Source organism: Dyella sp. SG562, assembly GCF_011759495.1.
Classification (GTDB): Bacteria; Pseudomonadota; Gammaproteobacteria; order Xanthomonadales; family Rhodanobacteraceae; genus Dyella_D; species Dyella_D marensis.
Genome location: NZ_JAAOYS010000007.1, coordinates 80,776 through 105,892, shown reverse-complemented (window position 1 = coordinate 105,892; position 25,117 = coordinate 80,776). Strand labels below are relative to the sequence as shown.

The window sequence follows — 25,117 nt, the reverse complement described above, 5'->3', positions numbered from 1 at the left end:
TGAGCGCCAGCGAACCCCAACACCGCAGTACCCTCCACGCGCGTTGAAGTTCGCATTCGCCCACCCCACCGCACGAACCCGCGAACGGCAGCCCGAGGTTGCGGTCTCACCTCCACCCGCTAAGCTCGGACCAGGCGATGCATTCGCCTGCCGCCCCAATGGATGGAACCCCCGCATGCGCCGACAACGACGCCTGGGCCTGGCCGCCCTGCCCCTGCTGTTGCTGAGCCCGTTCGCGCGGGCCGGCGTGCAGCTGGTGGTGGACGGGGTGGACGACACGCTCAAGGCTCCGGTGATCGCCGGCGTCGAACTCTCCCAGTACGCCAACCGCGACGTGAGCGAAGCCCAGGTGCGCCGCCTGTTCGAGCGCGCGCCGGAGCAGGTGCGCAGCGCGCTGGAGCCCTACGGCTATTACGAAGCCAGCGCCGCAGGCGACATCCAGCAGAACGGCGCCGACTGGCGCGTCACCCTGCACGTGAAACCGGGTGAGCCGGTGCTGGTCAGCGCGGTCGAGGTCAAGCTCGACGACGAGGCCATGAAGATTCCCGCCGTGCGCCGCGCCGAGCGCGCGGTGGAACGGCTCAAGAGCCAGCAGCTCAATCACGGCACCTACACCAGCACCCGCGACGCGCTTGCCGGCGCGCTCACCGCCAACGGTTATCTGTCCGCGCGCATGGTCACCCACCGCGTGGAGGTCAACCGCGGCGAGCGCACCGCCACCATCGCGCTGGCGTGGGAAGCCGGCAAGCGCTACCGCTACGGCGAAGTGCACTTCGAAGGCTCGCAATTCAAGCAAGGCTTCCTGCAGCGCTACGTGCCGTTCAAAAGCGGCGACTATTTCCAGCAGGACCAGCTGCTGCAGCTGCAGCAGGCGCTCAACGGCGCCGACTATTTCTCGGTGGTCAATGTGCTGCCCGACGTGGACGAGGCCAGGGACGGCGTGGTCGACGTCACCGTGCAGCTGGCGCCGGCCAAGCGCACCATCTACACCGGCGGTCCCTTCGTCGGCACCGACACCGGCGCCGGCGTGCGCGCCGGCATGGAGCGGCGCTGGATCAACCGCAGCGGCCATAAGTGGAAGAACGAACTGGTGCTGGCGCAGCGATTGAAGACGCTGTCCACGCTGTATTCCATCCCCATGCCGGGCGACAACCAGCGCTCGTTCAACTTCGGCGCCAACTTCCGCGACGCCAACACCGACACCTCGAAATCGCGCACGCTCGAACTGGTCGCCAACGAAACCCGCCTGTGGCACGGCTGGACGCGCACCGTCGGCCTGCATGCGCTGTCCGGCACCTTCACCGTGGGCAAGCAGGCCGGCGAGAACGACAACGTCGCCGGCATCGAGCACGGCCGCAGCACGCTGTTCTATCCGGAGGCCTCGCTGTCGCGCAAACAGGCCGACAATCCCACCTTCGTGCGCAACGGCTGGGCGATCGACATCTACGCGCGCAGCACGGTCGGCACCTTGCTGTCCGACGCCAGCTTCAGCCAGCTCGCCGCGGATGCGAAGTGGATCCGCGCCTTCACCAAACGCGACCGCCTGATCCTGCGCGGCAGCGTCGGCTATACCTGGACCAACGACTTCAACGCGCTGCCGCCGCAGCTGCGCTTCTTCGCCGGCGGCGACCGCTCGGTGCGCGGCTACGGCTTCCAGACCATCGGCCCGCGCAACGACTTCGACCGCGTGGTCGGCGGGCGCAACCTGCTTGTGGCCAGCTCCGAGGTGGAGCACTACTTCACCCGCAACTGGGGCATGGCCGCCTTCGTCGACGCCGGCAATGCTTTCGACGGCACCGATTACCGGCCGCGCGTCGGCGCCGGCCTGGGCGTGCGCTGGCTGTCGCCGGTGGGCATGATCCGCGTGGACGTCGGCACGCCGGTCAATGACAAGCGCGAACACGGGGTGCAGTTGCATCTCGTGATCGGGCCGGACTTGTGAGGAACATGACGATGGCCAAGTGGCTCAAGCGCATCGGCATCTTCCTCGGCATCGTGGTGCTGTTGCTGGCGGTTGCGCTGTGGTGGCTGCTGGGCAGCGCGTCCGGCCTGCGTTTCGCCTTGGCGCGCGCGCAAGCCTTCACCGATGGCGCGCTTACCGTGCAGCAGGCGGATGGCCATCTCGCCGGCCCGCTGCAGCTCAAGGGCCTGCGCTACGCCGACGGCCAGGGCATGGAAGTGAAGGTGGCCAGCGCCACGCTCGACCTGCGTCTGTGGCCGCTGCTGCGCAAGCGCGCGCATGTGCTGAACCTGGACGCCGACGGCATCGAGGTCGCGCTGCCCAAGCCGAAGGAAGAAGAAAAACCCGGCGAAAGCAGCTTCTCGCTCAAGCCGCCGCTGGACATCGTGCTCGACCGCGTCCACGTCGGCGCCGTGCGCATCGCGCAGGCGGGTGAGCCGCTGTTCGTTTCCAACCGCCTGGACCTGGCCGGCCAGTGGACGTCAGCGGGCATCGAGCTGCACCAGCTCAACCTGCTGGCGCCGGATGGCCACGCCGACCTCAACGGCAAGCTCGTCATTGCCGCCGGCGAACAAGGCGACGGCGCCGCGGGCTTCGCCTGGAAGGTAGCAGGCGTGGAATACGCCGGCAGCATCGAAGCGCACGGCGACGGCAAGCGCATCAAGACCGAACTCAAACTCACCCAGCCCACCGCGCTGCAACTCACCGTGGACGCCGCGCAGCGCGGCGACTACGACTGGAACGCGCGCCTGGACGCGCCGCGCTTCGATCCCAAGCCCCTGCTCGGCGACAGCTCGCTCACCGCGCTGGGCCTGGCCCTGCAGGGCAGCGGCGACCGCCACGGCGGCACGCTGCAGGGCAAGGTCGATCTCAACGACTACCAGCTGCTGCTGCAGCCGCTGAGCGCGCGCTTCAGCGACGACTTCAAGACGCTGCAACTGCAGAAGCTCACCCTGGGCTCGCCGCAGATCAAGGGCCAGCTCGAAGCCAACGGCACCGTGCAGCTCGGCGCGCAACCGGTGAGCGGCGACCTGACCATCGCCTGGAAAGACCTGCTGCTGCCCGCGTCGCTCGCCGGCCAGGACCTGGCCAGTCAGGGCAGCCTGAAAGCACGCGGCAGCGCCGATGCCTTCCATGCCGAAGGCGATGTGGACGTCGGCCCGCCCGGCAAGCTGGCCAAGCTCGCGCTCAATCTGGACGGCACGCCGAAACTCATCACCCTGCACACGCTGGAACTCAAGCAGCCGCAGGGCGGCATGCAGGCCAAGGGCACGCTCACCCTGCAGCCCGCGCTGGCCTGGCAGCTCGAAGCCACGGCGAACAAGCTCGACCCGGGCCAGCTGCTGGCCGGCTGGAACGGCGCGCTCGATTTCGACATCGCCACCGACGGCACGCTGCCGCAGAACCAGCCCGACGCCACGCTGGATATCCGCAAGCTCGCCGGCACCCTGCGCGACCGACCCGTGCGCGCGCAGGGCAAGCTGCATCTCACGCCGCAACAAGTGGTGGACGGCAAGCTCGATCTCGCCTCCGGCGGCAGCACGGTCAAGCTCGACGCCAAACCCGGCGCCAGCAACGACGCGCAGCTCGACCTGGCCATCGCCTCGCTGGGCGACTGGCTGCCGGATGCGCAAGGCCGCGTGCAGGGCGACCTGCGCCTGCGCGGCAAGGCGCCGAAGTTCTCGCTCGACGCCAGGCTGCAAGGCAATGGCATCGCCTACGCCGGCCAGACCGTCGACAGCCTGCACCTCAACGCCAGCCTGCCCGACCTCAGCAACCCGGGTGGACAGCTAGACCTGGAAACCGGCGCCGCCAGGCTCGGCGGCCTGGATTTCAAGCGCATCGACCTGCACGGCGAAGGCAGCTCCGCACGCCACAGCCTCACCCTGCAGGCCAGCGGCCAGCAGCTTTCCACGCGCGTCGCGCTCAGCGGCGGCATGAAGGGCAGCGCGTGGAACGGCACGCTGTCCACGCTGGACCTGGAGCCGCAGGGCATTCCGCGCTGGCATCTGCAGCAGCCCTCGCAGCTGGGCTACGACAACGGTGCGATGAGCCTGTCCGAGCTGTGCCTCACCGCCGGCGAGCCGCAGCTGTGCGTGGCCGCCAGGCAGGACAAGGCCGGCAATCTCGACGCCAACTATCGCCTGCGCGACTTGCCGCTCGCGCTGCTGATGACCTTCGCCGGCCCCGGCATGCCGATCCGCGCCGACGGCACCCTCGGCGGCAGCGGCAGCATCCGCCGCAACGCGGCCGGCGCGCTCAGCGGCAGCGCCTCGATCACCTCGCCGCGCGGCACCGTCACCTATGTCGACCGCGCCGACCAGCCGCTGCTGTCCTACAACGAACTCGCGCTGCAGGCCCAGCTCAGCCCCTCCAGCCAGAACGCCACCTTGCACGCGGGCCTCAACGACGGCGGCCGCGTCGACGGGCAGGTCTCGATCAACGGTGCGCAGCAGGCGCTGGGCGGGCAACTGGAACTGCACCTCAACAATCTCAAGTTCATCGAACTCTTCAGCAATGAAGTCGCGGAAGTGAAAGGCGCGGCCAACGGCAGCTTCCGCTTCGCCGGCACCGTGGCGCAGCCGCTGGTTTCGGGCCAGGCGGCCGTCACCGGCTTCGCCGCCGAAGTGCCGTCGGCAGGCTTGAAGCTCAGCCAGGGCCAGCTCACCGTCAGCACCACCGACGCCAGGCAGTTCCTGATCGGCGGCAGCGTGCAGTCGGGCAAGGGTTCGCTGCGCATCGACGGGCATGCGGGCGTCGGCGAAGGCGCCACCACCGCGATCAACGTCAAGGGCAGCCAGTTCACCGCCGCCGACATTCCCTCGGCCAAGGTGATCATCTCGCCCGACCTGCAGATCACCCAGGACGCCAAGGGCATCAACGTCGGCGGCGACGTCACGCTCGACACCGCCGACATCGACGTCTCCCGCCTGCCCGGCGCGGGCGCCACGCAGGCCTCGCCCGACGTGGTGGTGGTGGACCAGGAGCAGCAGGCGGAGAAAGCCAAGGCCTTGCCGATCACCGCGTCGGTGAAGGTCGATCTGGGGCGCAAGACGCATCTGGTCGGCTTCGGCCTGGACGGCCGCCTCAGCGGAACGCTTACCGTCAGCGAGCGTCCCGGCCGCGCCACCACGGGCCAGGGGCAGATCACCGTCGACGGTATCTACAAGGCTTACGGGCAGAGCCTGCAGATCGAGCAGGGACGCTTGCTGTTCGCGAGCACGCCGGTCGACAACCCCGGCCTGGATATCCGCGCGGCACGCAAGCTCAATCCGAATGCCACCATCGACGAAGGCCAGAAGGTGGGCCTGATGGTGTCCGGAACGGCGCAGCGCCCGGTGCTTACCGTGTTCTCCAATCCGGTGATGGAGCAGTCGGATGCGTTGTCTTATCTGATCACCGGCAAGCCACTGTCGCAGGTGAAAGGCGGCGAAGGCGATATGGTCGGCGCGGCGGCGCAGGCGCTGGGTTCGGCGGCGGGCGATCTGCTGGCCAAGAGTGTGGGCAGCAAGCTCGGTATCGACGACGTGGGGGTTTCGAGCAACGAGGCGCTGGGCGGAACGTCGGCGTTTACCGTCGGCAAATTCCTGTCGCCGCGTTTGTATCTGAGCTATGGCGTGGGGCTGTTCGAGCCTGGGCAGGTGGTGACGCTGCGTTATCGCTTGAGCCACCGGTGGAATTTCGAGGCGCAGAGTGCGACGGATTTCAATCGGGCGAGTTTGAATTACCGCCTGGAGAAATAGCATCAGATATCGCGCACGGGCGCCGCAGCCAGGCGCCCGTGCACCGGCGATGCGCTTCAATTCAGCGGCACTACCGCTTCGGCTTCGGCGGACATCGCCTCAGCCCGCTCCCTCCAAAGACGCGCCATATTCGCGACGCCAGGCTTTCCCAGGGCCACTCCGTGCGTGTCCTTCACCGCAGGATTCGAGTAGTAATTCACCCGCTTGCTCTGCGTCTGGTATCCCTGCGTATGACTGCAGAGGATCGTGAGGGATTTGCCATTGTCATAACCATGCCGATAACTGGCATCGCCCTCCGCGCAGTGATGGCCGCCGACGATATGACCTATTTCGTGCTTGAAAACATGCTTGAACTTCACGGTCTGTATGCTCGCCCGGCCTCCCGTCCACGCCATGCCTTCGGTCCCGTCTTCGGCCGTGGTATCGAAAAAGCCGGCGAACAGATCGGCTCCCTTATCGAACATGTCCTGCTCGAACAGATCGTAGCTCTTGTCCAGGTTCTCCGCGCTGATGATGAAGTCCTGCTTGATGGTCCGCACTCCCACCAGCCGCAGGCGAACCTTCTGCACCTTCGAGTTCTGCAAGGCCCGGTTGACCGAAGCGACCTGGGCGAGCGCATAGGCTTTCGCGTCTCCGACTTTCTTGACGGCAGCCTCCGAAAATCCCGCGAAGACATCGATCACGATAAAGCCCTTGGAATCGACGTCCGCTTTTCCAGCACGGTCCGCCGGCTTGGGCGGCCGGGGATTTTCGATACCGTCCGGATCCTTGAAGCCGTTGCCGCCATCGTCGTCGGCCGCATCGCGCATGCGTTGCAACCCGTGGCGGTCTCCGGCAATCAAGCCGCTTCGATGCGGCGCTTCGAGCATGGCGAGAAACTCGCCGTTATCGCGATTTACCACCACCAGAGAACCTTGTACTTCGCCGCGCCCGTCGGTCAGAACGCTGCTCGCGACCCGGTAGTCCTCGTATCGATCAACCCAGCCATCGGGCGAAACCGTCAGGTCGTGCAGGACCGGCGACCCCTTGCCGAAACTCGAACCGACCAGCCCCCTGGGCGAGGCGGCCGGAAAAGCAAGAATACCCGGATCAAGAAAATGCCCGACCGATGGCGCCTGTTCTTCGGCGGCGATCGCGGTGGCCATGCTTCCACCGATCAACAACAGCATGGCGCCGATAAAGTAATACCTGCGCATAAATCCCCCGACATCCTGGCTTCGCTGCACGCCGCGCCACCTCGCCGTGGCGACGGCGCTCCCAAGGTCTGCAGCGTGCCGGCTCGAAGCCGGCTCAACAGGGCCGCAGCCTTGTGGACCAAGCTTTGACTCACCCCTGGTTTGCGGGCAAGAGCAGCCGGTGGCGAGGGGATGCAAAGCGCATCAAAGACGTACTCAGAAATCGCGAGAGCCCGATATCCGCTTATCCGGAGCCGCGATGGCTTCAGGACGAAGAGTCTTTGCACCCGCATCCTGTCGAAGATCCATACCTGTCGCGCAATCGCACCCAATCCCCCAGCGACCGATACGGCCCGTTCTCGGCACGCCCCTTCGGCATCACATCCAGAAACCCATAGATCCCGAGGAACTGCTCGCCACCGCGCCCGAAAGTCGAGTACGTATGGAAGATCCTGCCATCCGCATCCTTGTAGAACACACTGTCGCCCGAGTAATCCGTGCCCTCCGGTTTCTCTTCGCGATAGTTGTAGGTCGCCTTGCCCTGGGCCATCTGCTCCGGCGTGAACGACACCTGGAAGTCGTAGTTGAAGTCGCTGCGATGCGACGAGACGAACGGAAACTGCCAGCCCATGCGTTGCCGCAGCGCTTCTATCTCCGCGATCGGCGCGCGCGCTATCGCCACATACGCCACGTCGTGGTTTTCCAGATGCACCAGGATGCCGGCCAGATGATCCACTTCGAAGGAGCAGCCGATGCAGGGATTCTCCTGCCCCGGCCGCAGCATGAAGTGCTTCACGAACAGCTGGCTGCGCCCGCCGAACAGCTCGGCCAGCGTCACCGGACCCTGCGGCCCGTCGAACACATAGGGCTCGGTTACCTCGACCCACGGCAGCTCGCGCCGCGCGGCGCTGAGCTCGTCCTTCAATCGCGTGAACTCCTTTTCCTTCTCCAGCAAGGCCACGCGCGCTTTTGTCCAGGCGTCGCGCGATACGGTCTGATGTTCCATCACGGCATCTCCTCGCAAGGTTTCAATGCGCCGACGCGGGCGCTTCGGCAGCCGCCGCTTCGCGCGGCCGCAGCAGCGTCGCGCCCAGCACCGCGCCCACCGCGGCAAAGCACGCGCCGGCCAGGAAGGCCGTGCTATAACCGGTCAGCAAGGCCGCGCCGCGCTCGACGCCACCGGCCAGCGCGGTGCCGGTCTGCGAGGCGGCAAGACTGGCCAGCACCGCCAGGCCCAGCGCGCCGCCCATCATGAAGGCGGTATTGACCAGGCCGGAAGCGAGTCCCGATTCCGACGGCTCCACATCGCCCATCGCCGCCAGCAGCAACGGATTGAACGCGATGCCCGCGCCCAGCCCCAGCAGCACCATGCCCGGCATGATGTCGATCAGGTAATGCCCGTCCTGCGGCGCACGCGCGAACAACAGCAGGCCCAACGCGGCAAACGCCAACCCCGCCGCCAAGGGCTTGCGGATGCCGAAGCGCATCACCAACCTGGCCGAGATGCCAAGCGAGAACACCGCCATGATCAGGTTGGCCGGCAGAAACGCCAGGCCCACTTCCAGCGGCCCATAGCCCAGCACCAGCTGCATGTAGAGCGCGGACAGGAAGAACCACGCGAACATCGCCGCCGCCCACAGCACACCCACCGTGTTGGACACCGCGATATTGCGCCGTACGAACAGGCGCAGCGGCATCAGCGGCTTGCGCACGCGCGCCTCGATCACGAAGAAAACCGCCAACAGCAGCACCGCAACCGCCAGCTCGCCCAGCGTGCGCGCGGAAGTCCAACCCAGCTCATTGCCGTTGACGATGGCGTACACCGCCAGCATCAGCGCACTGGTGACGGTGATCGCACCGCTGACGTCGAGATGGCGCGTATCCGACACGCCCTTGGTCGACGGCAGCAGCTTCGGCGCGAACGCGATCACCGCGATGCCGATCGGCAGGTTCACCAGGAACACCCAATGCCAGGTCAGCGTGCTGGTCAGCACGCCGCCGAGCATCGCGCCCAGGCTGCCGCCGCCCGCGCAGACGAAGCCATAGATGCCCATCGCCTTGGCGCGATCGGCCGGCTCGGTAAACAGATCCATGATCAGCGACAGCGCCACCGCCGTAACCACCGCACCGCCCAGGCCCTGAATCGCCCGCGAGGCGATCAGGAAGCCCTGCGTCTGCGACAGCCCGCAGGCCAGCGAGGCCAGCGTGAACAGCGCGATGCCGAGCAGGAAGAACCGCCCGTGGCCATACAGATCGCCCAATCGCCCGCCGAGCAGCAGGAAGCCGCCGTAGGTAAGCATGTAGGCGTTGACCACCCAGGCCAGCTCGATGTCGCTGAACTTCAGGTCGGTTTTGATCGAGGGCAGCGCCACGTTCACGATGGTCGTGTCGAGCACGATCATCAGCACACCCATGCAGAGCACCAGGAGTGCGATCCAGCGTCGGCGCTCGGGGTGGTCGGCGTGCGTTCCGGGGGAAACGTCGTTCGTCATGTTCGGCTCGCTTGCGGGGGAGTTGGCCGGGGCATCTTGCGCCGGGTTTGTGAGGATGACGAATGTGGATGGCCGGAATCGACATCGGCTCGCGCAGTTCGATCGGCGTAGGTTGGGGTGAGCGGAGCGAACCCCAACGCGGGGATCGCGGTGGCGCGCGATGTTGGGGTTCGCTCCGCTCACCCCAACCTACGCCCGCATCCCGCACGCATTGCTGCGGCGCGGTTTGACAGACCTCATTTAGAACGATTCAAATCGGGCCTCCCGCGCCCGGTCCCCTCGCACCGCGCGCCCACGAGGGGAAGACCTACGCATGCGCCACCGCCTCCGCATCTCCGCTGTGAACCTCCTGACCTGCGCCCTGCTGCTCGCCCTGCCCCTGGCGCATGCCAGCCAGGACGGCGCCTTCTTCAGCTCGTTCGAACCGGGCGACCCGGCGCTGCAGACGTCCAAGTCCCCGCTCGCCGTCGACATCGCCGGCGGCCCGGATAAAAACGTGGTGCTCACCGCCAAACCCGGCGTCGGCTTCACCGGCCTGCACTCGCTGCATTACCGCGGCCAGGGTGGCAAGGCGCAGGAAGCCGCGCTGTTCGACGTCAATCTGCCGGTCGGCGCGCATACGCAACTCTCCTACCTGCTGTTCCCGGTCACCGTGGGCGACAACCTCGCCAACCCGTCCACCTACACCGCGGTGGACCTGGTCTTCGACGACGGCTCGCATCTCTCGACCCACACCGCCTACGACCAGCGCCACGTCGCCGCCACCGCGCGCGCGCAGGGCGAAGGCCGCACGCTCTATCCCAACCAGTGGAACCGCCTCGTCATCGACGTGGGCGCGGTGGCGCAGGGCCGCACCATCAAGCGCATCGTGCTCGCGCAGGACGGCCCCGCCGGCACGGTGGAAGGTTTCCTCGACGACGTGCGCATCGGCGAAGCGCCAGCGGATACCGCCACGCGCCCCAGCGACTACGTCAGCACCCTGCGCGGCACCAACTCCAACGCCGACTTCTCGCGCGGCAACAACGTCGTCGCCACCGCCCTGCCGCATGGCTTCAACTTCTGGGCGCCGGTGACGGATGCCGGCTCCGACTGGATGTACCAGTACCAGCAGCGCAACGGCGACGACAACCGCCCGCGCCTGGAAGCCCTGGTGCTGTCGCACGAACCCAGCCCGTGGATGGGCGACCGCCAGACCTTCCAGCTGATGCCGGCCAGCGTCGCCAGCGGCGCGCCCACCGCCAACCGCAAGGCACGTGCGCTGAGCTTCGGCCACGACCACGAGGTGGCGCGCGCCGATTACTACAAGGTGGCGTTCGACAACGGCATCGTCAGCGAGATCGCGCCCACCGACCACGCCGCGATCTTCCGCTTCACCTTCCCCGCCGCGCGCGGCCAGCTGGTGTTCGACAACCGCACCGACCAGGGAGGCATTACGCTCGATCCTTCCGGCCGCAGCTTCAGCGGCTACTCCGACGTGAAGAGCCGCCTTTCCACCGGCGCCACGCGTCTGTTCTTCTATGCCGAAGCCGACCAGCCCGTCAGCGAAAGCGGCAAGCTCGCCGGTGAAGGCCGCGACCACGTCGCGGCCTGGTTCGGCTTCGACACGTCGAAGAACAAGACCGTCAACCTGCGCATCGCCACCTCGCTGATCGGCGTCGACCAGGCCAAGCACAATCTCGAACTGGAGATCGCCAAGGGCGATACCTTCGACGCAGTGCGCGAACGCGCGCGCAAGCGCTGGGACGAACAGCTCGGCATCGTTGCGGTCAAGGGTGCCAACCACGACGAGCTGGTCACGCTGTATTCCAACCTGTACCGCCTGTTCCTCTACCCCAACTCCGCCTACGAGAACACCGGCGACCAGGCCAGGCCCGTCTACCGCTACGCCAGCCCGTTCTCCGCCGCCACCGGCGACAACACGCCCACCCATACCGGCGCGCGCGTGCTCGACGGCAAGGTCTACGTCAACAACGGTTTCTGGGACACCTACCGCACGGCCTGGCCCGCCTACACCTTGCTGGCGCCGCGGCAGGCCGGCGAGCTGATCGACGGCTTCGTGCAGGAGTACCGCGACGGCGGCTGGATCGCGCGCTGGTCCTCGCCCGGCTATGCCGACCTGATGGTCGGCACCAGCGCCGACGTGGCCTTCGCCGACGCCTGGCTCAAGGGCATCCGCAACTTCGACGTGCGCAGCTTCTACCAGGCCGCGCTGAAGGACGCGACCGTGCTCAGCCCGATCGCCGGCACCGGCCGCAAGGGGCTGGACCGCTCCAACTTCAACGGCTACGTGGACACCGGCACCAAGGAAGGCCTGTCCTGGTCGATGGACGGCTATATCAACGATTTCGCCATCGGCAACCTCGCCGCCGCGCTGGCCGCCGACCAGAACACCAAGGATCCCTACCGCGCCAACTACGCCGCCGACGCCGCGTATTTCCACTCGCGCGCACAGGACTACGTCAACCTGTTCAGCCCCGAGATCGGCTTCTTCGTCGGCCGCGATGCCAAGGGCCAGTGGCGCTACACCAAGGCGCAGTTCGACCCGCTGCGCTGGGGCGACGACTACACCGAGACCAATGCCTGGAACATGGCCTTCCACGCCCCGCACGACGGCGCCGGCCTGGCCGCGCTGTACGGCGGTCGCGACAAACTCGCGGCAAAGCTGGACCAGTTCTTCGCTACGCCCGGCGAGTTCCACGTCGGTGGCTACGGCGAGCCGATCCACGAGATGCTGGAAGCGCGCGACATCCGCATGGGCCAGTATGGCCACAGCAACCAGCCATCGCACCACATCCTCTACATGTACGCCTACGCCGGGCAGCCTTGGAAGACGCAGGACAAGGTGCGCGATCTGCTGTCGCGCGTGTACCTGGGCAGCGATATCGGCCAGGGCTATCCGGGCGACGAGGACAACGGTGAGATGTCGGCCTGGTATGTGTTCAGCGCCGCCGGCTTCTATCCGCTGCGCATGGGCGCGCCGGAGTATGTGATCGGCGCGCCTTTCTTCCCGCATATGGACATCAAGCTGGACAGCGGCAAGCACATCGTGATCGATGCGCCGCAGGTCAGCGACCGCAACCGCTACGTGCAGAGCCTGAAGGTGAACGGCCAGCCGTGGCATCGCCTCACCTTGCCGCATGAGCTGCTGGCGAAGGGCGCCACCCTGAGTTTCGAGATGGGGCCGCAGCCTTCGCCCTGGGGAAGCGACGAAGCGGACTTGCCCGCTTCGCTGAGCGGCGCGGCCGGTCCGAAGCCGCTGCGCGACGTTACCGATGGCGGCAAGGGCGAGCGCGAAGCAACCGGTGTCGCCAAACCGGACGCCCTGTTCGACAACGACGGGCGCACCGACACCACGTTTGCCGCGCACGCCGTGGTGCGTTGGCATGCCCCGGCAGCGGCGAAGGTGGCGATGTATACGCTCACCTCGGCAGCAGTGGGCAATGCACCCGGCGATTGGACGCTGGAAGGCTCGAACGACGGCAAGCAGTGGACGGCGCTGGACAGCCGCCATGGCGAGCGTTTCCCGTGGCCGGGGCAGACGCGTGCTTTCGGCATTGCCAAGCCAGGCACCTACGCGTGGTATCGGGTGAGCTTCGGCAATGGCGCCAACGTGTCGCTCGCCGAACTGGAGCTGCTCGGCAACGACTAAAAACGCCGGCGTAGGTTGGGGTGAGCCGCCAGGCGAACCCCAACAACCCGCAAGCCACACGCCTCGCCATGTTGGGGTTCGCCTGGCGGCTCACCCCAACCTACGCTGCGACGCTGCTACATTCCCTCGCCATCATCCACAGATGCAGGGACGCCATGAACCACTTCCGCACCGGCTGTCTGTTCGGCCTGCTGTGTTCCCTCGCCCTGCCGGCGCTGGCCAGCGAAGATCTCGCCGCGCGTGCGCAAGCGATGCTTGCCGCCGATATCGCCAATGGCAACCCCGGCGCCGCCGTGCTGGTGGCGCGTGGCAACCAGGTGCTCTACCGCGGCGCGGCCGGCATGGCCAATGTCGAACTCAGCGTGCCGCTTTCCGCGGACCAGCGCTTCCATATCGGCTCGATCACCAAGACGCTGACCGCCACCACCGTGTTGAAGCTGGCGGCGATGCACAAGCTGTCGGTGAGCGATCCGCTGTCGCGCTATCTGCCCGACTTCCCCAACGCCGCGCACATCACCCTGGCGCAGCTGCTGGACCATACCTCCGGCGTCAGCGACGACTGGGACGCCGGTCCGGCCGAGACCTTCGATACCAAGTCGCTGGTCGAGCGCATCGCAACCAAGGCGCCGGATTTCGCGCCCGGCGCGCAATGGCGCTACAGCAACTCCGGCTACATGCTGCTGGGCGCGGTGATCGAGCGCGTGACTGGCCAATCATGGGATCGCGCCATGCACGACCTGGTGCTGGCACCGGTCGGCATGCAGCGCACGCTGTATGCCGGCGACGAGTCCATCGTGTCCGGCCAGGTCGAGGGTTACAGCACCGATGCCAAGGGCAACGCGACGCGCGCGCCCTACTCCAGCATGACCGGTCCCGGCGCCGCCGGTGCGCTGAGTTCCACGGTGGACGATCTGTTCAAATTTCTGCGCGCGCTGCATCGCGAGCTGTTGCCGTCCGCATTGCGCGAAGCGATGACCACACCGAAGACCACGTCCGACGGCCAACCCGTGCCTTACGGCTACGGCATCGCGGTTGGCACTGTGCGTGGCAAACCCGTGTACGAACACAATGGTGGCATTGCGGGCTTCGCCACGCAGTTCACCTACTTTCCCGAGCAGGACGTGACCGTGGTGGTGCTTGCCAACACCGATGGTGGACGTCCGAATCCGCGCGCCCTTGCGCACCGCCTGGGTGCGCTTGCGGTTGGCGATCCGTATACGAGCTGGATGCCGCAAGCGCTATCCGCAGGTGACATGCAGGCACTGGCGGGCAGCTATCGCATCGCCGGCGACAGCAAGCATGTGCTCGTGATTCGCGATGCAAAGCTGACGATCCGGCGCGACGGCGGCCCCGAGCGCGAGCTGGCCGCGGCGAAGGGCGACGTGCTGTATTACGCGGGCGATGGCACCGACTACATCCACGTTGCGCGCGATGCGAAGGGGCATCCGATAGCGCTTGAGTTCCATTCTGATGGAATGCTCACCGCTCGCCGTGAACCACGACTGCCCTGACGGTTGCGATCTGCATCAACGATGCATTTATCGGATTACGACTACAGACAACCCTAAGTTGCTCTGCTAGCGTGATTGCGTTGCCCGCGCTGTGATGTCAAGACGCGTCGCGGGCAACCATGGCAGCAATGTCGTGAGTAGCGCGGGCCGAGGGTGTTAGAGCACCCCCGACCCGCTAACCACAACCAATTGGCTAAGGAATTGATCATGGCTACCCCAGATCATACGTCACTCGCACGCTCGCCGATCCCCAGGGCGACACACCCGCCGACTAATCGGGCCGTCCGCTTCTCTCGCGGACACGGTTGAAGAACCGCGGCCTAAGAGTTTTCGCAGGTAATGATTCCTAGCCGTGAAACCCGGCGCGTTGCTTCGTACAACGGCGAAAGTGCCTGAAGCCGCAACCCACTTCCTCAATCAAGCCGCCCGGCGCCCCTTCCAAGGGCCGTCGGTAAACCCCGAGTCCGTAAGATCGGCGGCGCGTCGTGCTGTCCGGCGGCGCGCCGTTTTACGGAGCGAAGGGCGGCGCTCAGCAAGGAGTTGCTTATGGATATCTATGGCGAAGCGTGGCTCACACGCCACGTGGAATATTTTTCCGATCCGGAGGCGGGGCCGGATGCGTTGTTGAACGATGCCACCGAGTGGCTGCATTACGCACACAACGCGATTCGGTTGTTGGCAGAGATGGTCGAAGAACGCGGCAGTGTAAATGCGCAGCGGTTGCCGACCATGCTGGAAAGCATCGCGGTGCTTATCGAAATGGGGACGCGTTGCGCAACGCAGGCGCACCTGCGGATGCAGTGGCTGCAAGTTAGGAGTGAGGCAGAAGCAGCGGACTGACCTCAGCTCGTCATTCCGGCGCAGGCCGGAATCCAGTAGCGGGGCGCACCATGGAGTGTTGATCCCCAAGCGCCGCTCTTGGGCGCTCTCACGACGACCGTGCGTTGTCGTTACTGGATTCCGGCCTGCGCCGGAATGACGGAAAAACTATGCGTCAGTCAGCGACCTTGACCACCAACTTTCCAAAATTCTTCCCCTCCAGCAGCCCGATAAACGCCTGCGGCGCATGCTCCAACCCCTCCACCACATCCTCGCGCAGCTTCACCTTCCCCTGCGCGATCCACTCCCCCATCTCACACCGGAACTGCGCAAACCGCTCGCCATAGTGGTCGAGAATGATGAAGCCCTCCATCCGCACCCGCTTCTGCAGCACGGTGGACATCGCCAGCGGCAAGCGATTCGGCCCCGCCGGCAGCGACTTGTCGTTGTAGTGCGCGATGATCCCGCACACCGGCACGCGCGCATGGTTGTTGAGCAGCGGCAACACCGCGTCGAACACTTCGCCGCCGACGTTCTCGAAGTAGACGTCGATCCCCTTCGGGCATGCCTCCGCCAGCTTCTTCGCCAACTCCGGATCGCGCCGGTCCAGGCACACATCGAAACCCAATTCGTCTACCGCGTACTGGCACTTGTCCACGCCACCGGCAATGCCAACCACACGCGCACCCTTCAACTTGGCAATCTGCCCCACCACCGAGCCCACCGCGCCGGTAGCGGCTGCCACGACCACCGTCTCGCCCGCCTTCGGCTGCCCGATATCGAGCAGGCCGTAGTGCGCCGTAAACGCCGGCATGCCCAGCCCGCCCAAGGCCAGCGACGGATGCGCCATATCGCCCAGCGGCAACAGGTCCTTGCCATCCGACAGCGCATAGTCCTGCCAACCGGCATTGCTCAACACCAGATCGCCCACCTTGAATTGCGGATGCTTCGACGCCGCCACCCGGCTCACCGTGCCGCCCGCCATCGGCGCGCCGATCTTCACCGCTTCCGCGTAGCTCGGGCCGACCACGTCCATCAGGTTGCGCATATACGGATCGAGCGAAAGATACAGCGTGCGCAGCAGCACCTGGCCTTCGGCGGGCTGCGGCACCGGCACTTCTTCCAGGCGCAGGTCCTGCGGCGTCGGCGCGCCCTTCGGATGCGCGGCAAGTACCAGGCGGCGATTGACGGTGTCGTTCCGGGGCATGGGGATCACTCCTGTGGGGGATTAGACCGATCGTCTAGTCATCGGCCGCAAAAAAAGCGGGAGCGCTTGCGCATCTCCCGCCTCAAACTTTGTCGTGCAGTCCGAGCAGTTGGCGTGTGCCGGTCATTGCCGTGTCGAGCGGCGCGCGGTCGCGCGCGATCTTCGCCAGCAGGCTCGCGCCCAGCCAACTTTGATAAAGCATGGCCGCAACGGCGCGCGGTTCCAGCGCCGGCTTCACCGAGCCATCCGCGCGCCCCTGCTCGATGCAGCGCGCCAACCGCTCGATCACACCGCCGGTGCCGCGCTCCAGCGCCGTGCGCATGCTCTCCGACAGATCGCACACTTCCGCGCCCAGCTTTACCGCCAGGCAGCGGCTCTGCGCTTCGTCGCCGGTCTGCGTATCCAGCCAGTCGTTGAAGTAGGCCAGCAGGCGCTGCGCCGCCGTGCCCTGCTGGGCCAGCAGCGCGTCGGTATGCGCGAGGTAGTTGCCGAAGTAGTCCTCCAGCACGGCTTCGCCGAAGGCCTCCTTCGAACCGAAGTAGTGATAGAACGACCCCTTCGGCACCCGCGCCGCGGCCAGCACCTCGGCCAGCCCCACGGCGGTGAATCCCTTGCTCAGCAACAGCGGCCTGGCTACATCCAGGATGTGCTGGCGGACGTCGGTGACTGGAGCGCTGGCGGTCATGGCGGCGCACTTTAATCGCCATTGGACCGGTCGTCTAGCAATCCACCGGTGGCTAGCCCATTGGTCATGCCTGCGCATCCGCAAGCCCGGGTCTATCGTGAGCCACCTCTTCCCAGGAGCTCCACCATGAAGTCGAACCGATGGATTCTCGCCGCCACCATTGCGGCCGCTTGCGGCGTTGCACACGCGGCGCCCGCCCCTGCCGCCTCCGCCTCGGGCGTGGACCTGGCCGGCATCGATCACGCCGTGAAACCCGGCGACGACTTCAACGGCTACGCCAGCGGCAACTGGGCGAAGACCGCGCAGATTCCCGCCGACCGTTCCAGCACCGGCATCTTCCTCAAGGTGTTCGAGAAGGCCGAGAACCGCAACGCGGAACTGATCCGCGACATCGGCAAGAGCAACCCCAAGGCCGGCAGCAACGAGCGCAAGATCGCCGACTACTACGCCGCCTATATGAACGAAGCGGCGATCGAAAAGGCCGGCCTCGCGCCGATCAAGGCGCAGCTGGCCGAAGTCGACGCGATCAAGACCAAGGCCGACCTCGCCCGCGTATTGGGCGGCACGCTGCGCGCCGACGTCGATCCGGTCAATGCCACCAACTGGTGGACGGAGAACCTGTTCGGCCTGTTCGTCACGCAAGGCCTGGAAGACCCTTCGCACAACGTGCCCTATCTGCTGCAGGGCGGCCTCGGCATGCCCAACCGCGACTACTACCTCAACGACGACGCCCAGATGAAGGGCTATCGCGAGAAGTACCAGGCGTATATCGCCGCGCAGCTCAAGCAGGCCGGCGTGCCGGATGTCGACGCCAAGGCGAAGGCCGTGCTGGATCTTGAAATCAAGATCGCCAAGGCGCAGGCCAGCATCGTCGACAGCGAGGACGTGCATAAGGCCAACAATCCGTGGGCGATGGCCGACTTCGCCAAGAAGGCGCCGGGCCTGGACTGGAACGCCTACTTCAGCGCGGCCGGCCTCTCGGGCCAGAAGACGGTGATCGCATGGCAGCCGGAGGCAATCAGCAAGCTCTCCGCCCTCACCGCCAGCGAACCGCTGCAGACCTGGAAGGACTGGCTGAGCTTCCACACCATCAACCACAGCGCCGGCCTGCTGCCCAAGGCCTATGCCGACGCCCGCTTCGAGTTCTACGGCCACACCCTGAACGGCACGCCCAAGCAGCGCGACCGCTGGAAGCGCGCCGTGGGTTCCACCGGCGATGCGCTGGGCGATGCGGTGGGCCAGATCTACGTGCAGCGTTACTTTCCCGCCTCGTCCAAGGCGCGCGTGACGCAGATGGTGGACAACCTCAAGGCCGCCTTCAACGAGCACGTCGACACGCTGGACTGGATGAGCCCCGCCACCAAGCAGAAGGCCAAGGCCAAGATCGCCACCTTGAAGGTGGGCGTGGGCTATCCGGAAACCTGGCGCGACTATTCATCGCTGGAGATCCGCGCCGACGACGCGCTCGGCAATTCGCTGCGCGCGGAGCAGTTCGAGTACAAGCACCAGCTGGCCAAGCTCGGCCAGCCGGTGGACAAGGGTGAGTGGTGGATGACGCCGCAGACGGTGAATGCGGTGAACCTGCCGCTGCAGAACGCGCTGAATTTCCCAGCCGCCATTCTGGAAGCGCCGTTCTTCGACCCCAAGGCCGACGATGCCGCCAACTACGGTTCGATCGGCGCGGTGATCGGCCACGAGATCAGCCACAGCTTCGACAACACCGGCGCGGAATTCGACGCCGAAGGCCGCCTCGCCAACTGGTGGACACCGGACGACCAGGCCCACTTCAAGGCCGCCGGCCAGAAGCTGGTGGAGCAGTACAACGCCTACGAGCCGCTGCCGGGCCTGCATATCAACGGCCAGCAGACCTTGGGCGAGAACATCGCCGATGTGTCCGGCCTGGCGATTGCGCATGCGGCGTATGTGAAGTCGCTGAGCGGCAAGCCGGCGCCGGTGATCGACGGACTGAGCGGCGACCAGCGCTTCTTCCTGGCGTTTGCGCAGTCGTGGCGCACCAAGACGCGCGATGCGGCGCTGCGGGCGCAGGTGATTGGCGATGGGCATTCGCCGGGGTCGTTCCGGGCGCAGACGGTGCGCAACCTGGACGCGTGGTATGACGCGTTCAAGGTGCAGGCGGGGCAGAAGCTTTATCTGGATCCGAAGCAGCGGGTGAAGATCTGGTAAGGGTTTTTTCGTTCGATCTGGAGAGCCGCATCCGAAGGGGTGCGGCTTTCTTTTTTGGGTAAAGCGGAAGGGGGTATGGCTAGCCTTTGGCGTTGCGCTTGTTGGGGGACACCCGGTTTAGGGAATCGGGATCAGGCGGAAAATAAAGGGACGAAATGGGACGAAATCCAACAACCGCGCGGGTTCCGGTAGATATCGCCAATGGCGCCGAGCCGATCACCTAGGTTTGCGAAACGCGCCGCCGAAGACGGCGTTGGACACTAGGATTGTAAATTGAAGCCGGCCAGCGGGCCGGCTTCATTACGATTCGAAGTGCGTTTAAACCCAGGTTGAGACGGCCCTGAAGACCTCATCCAACTCGCCGTCGCGCAGCTCGATCAGGACGGTGGCGCCATAACGCGTGGCGAGCAGCTGCTCGAGCTGCCGGGTCCGGTCAAGCTGCTTGCAGGTCGAAAGGATTCTGGCCACACGCCGCTTGCGCCACTTTTCGTCGTGTCCGGCCTCAGCATTGGGCTCAACTGCGGCGACCCGCGCCAACCACCCGCGCAGATACCGCTCGATGCGGCCATGCTCACCAGCGGCCGGGCGCACCGGAAGATCCAGGGCACGGCGCGTGGCAAGCCACACGCTCGCGGCGCGGTATGGCTTGCCCCGCTTGATGCTTTCGTGGAATGCGACCTCATTAACCAGGTCATCCAAGGTGGCCCTGGCTTCGTCGCCCAGCGGCACCTCGCTCGCGGCGGCGCCCATGACGAGCACTACGTTCCCACTGCCAGCGACGTTGCCCGTTCCGGTCAACGTCCGAGGAGCCGCGGGACTCTTCATCTGCTCGGCGTTCGGCCGCACGACGCGCGCCACGATGTCCGAGACCTTCCCTAGCAATTCCTCTGTGTACTCCATCACTTACCCCTGCTTTGACCGTACTCCCGCAGCCTTGGAAGCCGCCCGCAGCATGGCTGACACCACACGCTCGGCGGCTCCCTCCGCTGCGCCCTGCTCTAACAGCTCATAGATCGCTACCAGTAGTTCGGCGCGACCAGCGGAATCTGTAGACGCATTCGCCGAGGCGAGCGCCTTTTCCAGAACGTCAGCAGCGAGGCGCAAGGTTTCACGGTCAGGTCTCGCAGGCTGAGAAGCGCTCCCTGGAGCGCCCTGCCAAGGGTTATCGGTCATCGAACCGCGGCCCGAGGCGATCCATTCCATGCTGACGTCGGCGGCCTTGCACAGCCGAGCCACGGCCTCGAACGGCGGCATGTTTTCCCCACGGATGTAGCGCTGTAGCGCAGCCAGAGACACACCCATCACATCTGACGCGTCTTCGCGGCGCCCAAGACGCCCGCAGGCGTCACTTATGCGTGTTCCGATTCCAAGAAGCTCGTCCGGAACCCCGGTTCCGCCCTTGATTTCGGTTCCGATTCCACCGGATCGCTTTGTTTTATCGACACTTTTAGCGGTCATGTTCAGATTTGATCTTCTTTTTGAATCGGAACCGTCAGAAGTGGTTGCTAGGCATGTCAGATGTGACTAGTATCTACGCCATAGACACCACGCTGAGGGGACTACAACAACATGCGCACAACCGCTGCCCAGAAAAAGCCAGTCCCGCAGGACTGGCATCCGGCCGACATCATCGCGGCCGTTCGCAAGGCGGGCTGGTCGATGCGGCAGCTGGCATTCGCCAACGGCTACGAATCCAGCACGGCCATCGCGCATGCGCTCCGTCGGGCGTATCCAAAGGCGGAGCGAATCATTGCCGACGCCCTGGGCATTCCGCCCCAGGAGATCTGGCCCAGCCGCTACAACGCCGATGGCACGCCGAACCGCACACCTGGTTCCAAGCCACTTCGCCCGGCCCACATCACGGTCATTCCCAAGGCTACCACCCAGGGCTCTGGCCGCAATCCGCAAAAGCGCTCAGGGGGTTAAACATGACTGCTATCTATGCCCGCCATGCCGGGCCGCGCCGCCGCATCCATCGCCAGGTCCAACCGACCAGTCGGCCGGTCTTCCCGGTGGGCGCCATCCTCACCAACCGGTTTGATGAGGTCGACCGCGACCTGAAGGGCGACAGGCGGGTCACCAAGGCGGGGAACCGGTGGAGCGTGTTCTACGTCGACGGCGACATCCGGCACATCTGCTGTGAGGAGACCGGTGGGTGGCTTTCCCCGACGGTCAAAGAACTGCGGGCGCTCTTCGTGGCCGCGAGGGAGTGGCCATGAGCCGCCGCGCGCGTGGCCACGCCGGCATCGGCGACCTGTTTGAGACCCCGCAGCCGCCGAAGTGGCAGCCGGGATCGATGGATTTCCGCGCCGAGGTCTGCGAGTCGCTGACCGGCATGCTCGCGGACGCCCACAAGGCAGGCATGGATCGCCATGAGGTTGCCGCTCGCGCTAGCCGGCTTACCGGCAAGGACGTCACCAAGAACATGCTGGACGGATATACCGCGCCGGCGCGTGAGGAATTCAACTGCCCGCTCTGGCTTTCGCCAGTCCTCGAAGTGGTCTGCGCAAGCACGTCACTGGCCACATGGCACGGCCAGAAGCACGGCGGCCGCCTGCTCGTCGGCGCCGAAACGCTCGACGCGGAAATCGGCCGCCTCATGAGCGAGCGAGAGTCCGCTGACGCCCGGCTGCGCCAGCTCAAGGATCTGCGGCGGAGGATCGGTTGATGGCAGATGGCGCAGCATTGGACCGTTGGTATACAGCGGCCGAGTTGGCGGGTCTGCCCGGGCTGCCTGGCACTGAGCGGGGAATCAATAAGGCGGGTGAACGAGAGGGCTGGGCGCGCCGTCAGCGCGAGCAGGGAAAAGGCTGGCAGTACTCATTTCGTGCGCTCCCCTCCCAGGCGCAGGCCGCAATACTCCTACGCGAGCGTCCGCACCAGGTCATACCACGCCAAGCGGCGACGCCCAAAGGCGACGCGCAGATCCGCTCCGCTTGGCAACGCTACGACGCCGTCAAACAGGGCCAAAAAGATAAGGCCGCCACGCGTCTGAAAGCGCTGCAGGCAGTCGGCGCGCTCGTCAAAGCAGGCACGCCGTTGATGCAGGCCCGCGAAGTCGTTGCTGATCGCCTGATCGACGAAGGCGTGGAAGTCAGTGCCGCGTCAATCGCGCGCTGGCAAGCGTCTGTCGATGGCGTCGACATCAAGGACTGGCTAGCCATGCTGGTGCCTCACTATGCCGGCCGCACTAGCACCGCGCAGATCGAGCCACAGGCATGGGAGATCTTCAAGGCCGACTACCTCCGCCTGGAGCAGCCCACCGCCAGCAGTTGCTACGACCGCCTAGTGCGCATCGCGAACGCGCGTGGCTGGACGCTCCCTAGCCTCAAGACCTTTACGCGACGCATCGAGCGCGAGTTGCCGCGCGCCGTTCGCCTTCTTGCACGCCAGGGCGAGGACGCTCTTATGCGTTCCTATCCAGCGCAGGAGCGCGATCGCAGCATGTTCACCGCGCTGGAGGCCGTCAACGCCGATGGTCATCGCTGGGACGTACGGGTGCGCTTTCCTGATGGAAGCGAGGGTCGGCCGTGCATCGTTGGCTGGCAAGACCTATACAGCGGAAGGATTCTCGCGTGGCGCCTATGCGACCACGAAAGCAGCGACGTGGTGCGCCTTAGCTTCGGCGACATGCTGCGCAACTACGGCGTGCCGGGCAGCGTGTACCTCGACAACGGCCGCGCGTTCGCGAGCAAGTGGATGACGGGCGGCACGCCGACCCGCTACCGCTTCAAGGTGCGCGAGGAAGATCCGGCTGGCCTGATCACCGCGCTAGTCGGCGAGGACAACGTCCATTGGGTGACTCCGTACCACGGTCAGGCAAAGCCTATCGAGCGCGCTTGGCTCGACTTCTGTGAGCGAATCTCCAAGCATCCGGCGTTCGCGGGTGCCTACGTCGGCAACAGCGTGGTTAACAAGCCCGAGAACTACGGCAGCCGTGTGATCGAGTGGGACGTGTTCGAACGCACGGTCAACAGCGAGATCCATGAGCACAACGCTCGCCACGGACGGCGCTCCAAGGTATGTAACGGCCGCAGCTTCAACCAGGTCTTTGACGAGAGCTTCGCCAAGATTGCGGTCCGCCGCGTAAGCGAAGAACAGCTGCGCCTGTTGCTCCTTGCGGCCGAGGCAGTCACTGCAAGTGCGCTTGACGGAAGCGTGCGCCTTGCCGGCAATCGCTACTGGGCCGAGGCACTGAGCGAACATGCTGGCCGCAAAGTGGTCCTCCGCGTCGATCCGTGGCACCTGCAAGGCGAGGCGCATGTCTACGCGCTGGATGGCACGTTCATCACGTCGGCGCCATGCACGATGGCCGTGGGCTTCGCGGACGTCAATGCTGCGCGCGAACACTCTCGCGGCCGCAAGCAGTACCGCAAGGCAGCCAAGGCCATGCTGGATGCAGAGCGCCTGATGGATGCCGCGCAGGTCGCCGCGCAGTTGCCGCCGACCAGTGCACCTACGCCGCCAATCGCGGGAATCGTCGCGCCGGTATTCGGTCTGCATGGCAAGAAGCCAGAACCCAGGTCGGAGCGCTTCGCCGCGACCGGCACCGAAGGGCCGAGCGCCCTGGACCTGCTCATGTTCCAGCAGGCCAAGCAACGCAAAGAGAACGAGATCTAGCGCCGCAGCGGCGTTGGCGCGCCGCTGCGACTAGGAAACGGCAAGACCCACTAACCACCCACTGCAAGGGGAGCACCATGAGCGATACCGCATCCATCTCCACAATCTACCAGGGCGACAACGAACTGCGCGAGCAGATCCGTGGTGTCCAGAGCCGCGATAAGCGGCTCAGCCAGGCTGTCCTCTCCAAAGAGGCCGGCATCAGCGCCACCACGTTCAACCAGTGGTTGAACGGCAAGTATCAGGGCGACAACGAGGGCGTCGAGCAGAAGATCCGGCTCTGGCTGGAAGCCGACACCAACCGTCGCGCCGCCGGCAACCAGATGCCCGAGGCGCCGACCTTCGTGAACACGCCCACCGCCGCGCGCGTGCTCGGCACGCTGGCCTACGCGCAGATGGCTGGTGACATCGCCGTCATCCACGGCCTGGCTGGCATCGGCAAGACCAAAGCCGGGGAGTACTACTCGCAGAACAGTCCGAACGTGTGGATCGCGACGATGGACCCGAGCACGGCGGGCGTAGTGACCGCCCTGCAGGAGATTTGCGAGGCGCTCGGCCTCGCTGCGATCGGCGGCGCGCGCCAGATGGCCAGGGCCATCGGAAAGCGCGTTAAGGACACGAACGGCTTGCTGCTCATCGACGAAGCGCAGCACCTCTCGGTGGGCGCATTGGACGTCATCCGCAGCATCCACGATTCCACGGGCATCGCGATTGCGCTGATGGGCAACGACGGCGTGTTCGCGCGCATGGCTGGCGGGCGCAACGCCCAGCAGCTGGATCGGCTGTACAGCCGAGTTGGCAAGCGCCTGAGCCTCAAGCGTCCGACCGAGACCGACGTCATCACCCTCCTGAAAGCGTGGGGCATTGAGGACACCAAATGCCACAGCACGCTGCTGCAGATCGCCGGCAGCGGCGGCGCCCTCCGCTCGCTCACCAAGGTGCTTCGCCTGGCCAACATGTATGCCGGCGCCGAAGGCCGTGCCGTGTGCTGCGAGGACGTGCGCGCCGCCGCTTCTGAGCTGATGGAGGGCGCGAAATGAGCAGCATCGCTCGTCACATTATCAAGGGACCG

At 65.8% G+C, this 25,117-nt stretch carries 18 protein-coding genes; 11 read left to right on the top strand and 7 right to left on the bottom strand.

The window, feature by feature from the left end:
• Positions 1-175 precede the first annotated feature (175 nt).
• Together FHW84_RS14135 and FHW84_RS14130 are read left to right on the top strand one after the other, a co-directional pair.
• Complete coding sequence (locus FHW84_RS14135; RefSeq protein ID WP_167256579.1) at positions 176-1,942, top strand: autotransporter assembly complex family protein; 1,767 nt, start codon at positions 176-178, stop codon at positions 1,940-1,942.
• A gap of 11 nt (positions 1,943-1,953) precedes the next feature.
• Complete coding sequence (locus FHW84_RS14130) at positions 1,954-5,703, top strand: translocation/assembly module TamB domain-containing protein (protein ID WP_167256577.1); 3,750 nt, start codon at positions 1,954-1,956, stop codon at positions 5,701-5,703.
• A 56-nt stretch (positions 5,704-5,759) separates the two neighbouring features.
• Here the strand turns inward: FHW84_RS14130 and FHW84_RS14125 are convergent, their stop codons facing one another.
• The 3 genes from FHW84_RS14125 to FHW84_RS14115 form a co-directional block, all read right to left on the bottom strand.
• Entirely contained in the window at positions 5,760-6,929 is a 1,170-nt protein-coding gene (locus FHW84_RS14125) for a hypothetical protein (protein ID WP_167256575.1), read from the bottom strand.
• A gap of 214 nt (positions 6,930-7,143) precedes the next feature.
• The gene (locus FHW84_RS14120; protein ID WP_167256573.1) at positions 7,144-7,884 is read right to left on the bottom strand and encodes a thioredoxin family protein; all 741 of its coding nucleotides are present in this window, start codon (positions 7,882-7,884) and stop codon (positions 7,144-7,146) included.
• A 22-nt stretch (positions 7,885-7,906) separates the two neighbouring features.
• Positions 7,907-9,370 carry an MFS transporter gene (locus FHW84_RS14115; protein WP_167256571.1) on the bottom strand — a complete coding sequence of 488 codons (1,464 nt, stop codon included), beginning with the start codon at positions 9,368-9,370 and terminating at the stop codon, positions 7,907-7,909.
• A gap of 313 nt (positions 9,371-9,683) precedes the next feature.
• On the opposite strand from FHW84_RS14115, the gene FHW84_RS14110 reads away from it, so the two are divergent.
• The 3 genes from FHW84_RS14110 to FHW84_RS14100 all read left to right on the top strand — a co-directional run bounded on the left by FHW84_RS14110 (position 9,684) and on the right by FHW84_RS14100 (position 15,370).
• Positions 9,684-13,019, top strand: a complete 3,336-nt coding sequence (locus FHW84_RS14110) for a GH92 family glycosyl hydrolase (protein ID WP_167256569.1) — start codon at positions 9,684-9,686, stop codon at positions 13,017-13,019.
• 20 nt (positions 13,020-13,039) lie between these two features.
• Positions 13,040-14,530, top strand: coding sequence for a serine hydrolase domain-containing protein (locus FHW84_RS14105; RefSeq protein ID WP_168647875.1), 1,491 nt, complete (start codon positions 13,040-13,042; stop codon positions 14,528-14,530).
• Positions 14,531-15,076: 546 nt separating this feature from the next.
• Positions 15,077-15,370, top strand: coding sequence for a hypothetical protein (locus FHW84_RS14100; RefSeq protein ID WP_167256565.1), 294 nt, complete (start codon positions 15,077-15,079; stop codon positions 15,368-15,370).
• Between the two features lie 154 nt (positions 15,371-15,524).
• On the opposite strand, the gene FHW84_RS14095 is transcribed toward FHW84_RS14100, so the two are convergent.
• Both FHW84_RS14095 and FHW84_RS14090 read right to left on the bottom strand, forming a co-directional pair.
• Complete coding sequence (locus FHW84_RS14095; RefSeq protein WP_167256563.1) at positions 15,525-16,556, bottom strand: NADP-dependent oxidoreductase; 1,032 nt, start codon at positions 16,554-16,556, stop codon at positions 15,525-15,527.
• Positions 16,557-16,638: 82 nt separating this feature from the next.
• Positions 16,639-17,241 carry a TetR/AcrR family transcriptional regulator gene (locus tag FHW84_RS14090; RefSeq protein ID WP_167256561.1) on the bottom strand — a complete coding sequence of 201 codons (603 nt, stop codon included), beginning with the start codon at positions 17,239-17,241 and terminating at the stop codon, positions 16,639-16,641.
• Between the two features lie 126 nt (positions 17,242-17,367).
• Here FHW84_RS14090 and FHW84_RS14085 point away from each other — a divergent pair, with 126 nt between their 5' ends.
• Entirely contained in the window at positions 17,368-19,425 is a 2,058-nt protein-coding gene (locus FHW84_RS14085) for a M13 family metallopeptidase (protein ID WP_167256559.1), read from the top strand.
• A gap of 318 nt (positions 19,426-19,743) precedes the next feature.
• Here FHW84_RS14085 and FHW84_RS14080 read toward each other — a convergent pair whose 3' ends face one another.
• Positions 19,744-20,325, bottom strand: coding sequence for a hypothetical protein (locus FHW84_RS14080; RefSeq protein WP_167256557.1), 582 nt, complete (start codon positions 20,323-20,325; stop codon positions 19,744-19,746).
• Positions 20,326-20,328: 3 nt separating this feature from the next.
• Positions 20,329-20,883 (bottom strand): helix-turn-helix transcriptional regulator, encoded by a 555-nt coding sequence (locus tag FHW84_RS14075; protein ID WP_167256555.1) that lies wholly within the window; start codon positions 20,881-20,883, stop codon positions 20,329-20,331.
• A 111-nt stretch (positions 20,884-20,994) separates the two neighbouring features.
• Between FHW84_RS14075 and FHW84_RS14070 the strand changes: the two genes are divergently transcribed.
• The 5 genes from FHW84_RS14070 (at position 20,995) to FHW84_RS14050 (ending at position 25,085) form a co-directional block, all read left to right on the top strand.
• On the top strand, positions 20,995-21,351 hold the full coding sequence (locus tag FHW84_RS14070; protein ID WP_167256553.1) for a helix-turn-helix transcriptional regulator: 357 nt from the start codon (positions 20,995-20,997) through the stop codon (positions 21,349-21,351).
• Positions 21,352-21,353: 2 nt separating this feature from the next.
• Complete coding sequence (locus FHW84_RS14065) at positions 21,354-21,644, top strand: hypothetical protein (RefSeq protein ID WP_167256551.1); 291 nt, start codon at positions 21,354-21,356, stop codon at positions 21,642-21,644.
• Positions 21,641-22,093, top strand: coding sequence for a hypothetical protein (locus FHW84_RS14060; RefSeq protein ID WP_167256549.1), 453 nt, complete (start codon positions 21,641-21,643; stop codon positions 22,091-22,093). The genes FHW84_RS14065 and FHW84_RS14060 overlap by 4 nt, the downstream gene beginning before the upstream one ends.
• Positions 22,093-24,045: a transposase domain-containing protein gene (locus FHW84_RS14055; protein ID WP_167256547.1), complete on the top strand. Its 1,953-nt coding sequence runs from the start codon at positions 22,093-22,095 to the stop codon at positions 24,043-24,045. Before FHW84_RS14060 ends, FHW84_RS14055 begins: the two co-directional genes overlap by 1 nt.
• Positions 24,046-24,122: 77 nt before the next feature.
• Entirely contained in the window at positions 24,123-25,085 is a 963-nt protein-coding gene (locus FHW84_RS14050) for an AAA family ATPase (protein WP_167256545.1), read from the top strand.
• Positions 25,086-25,117: the final 32 nt, after the last annotated feature.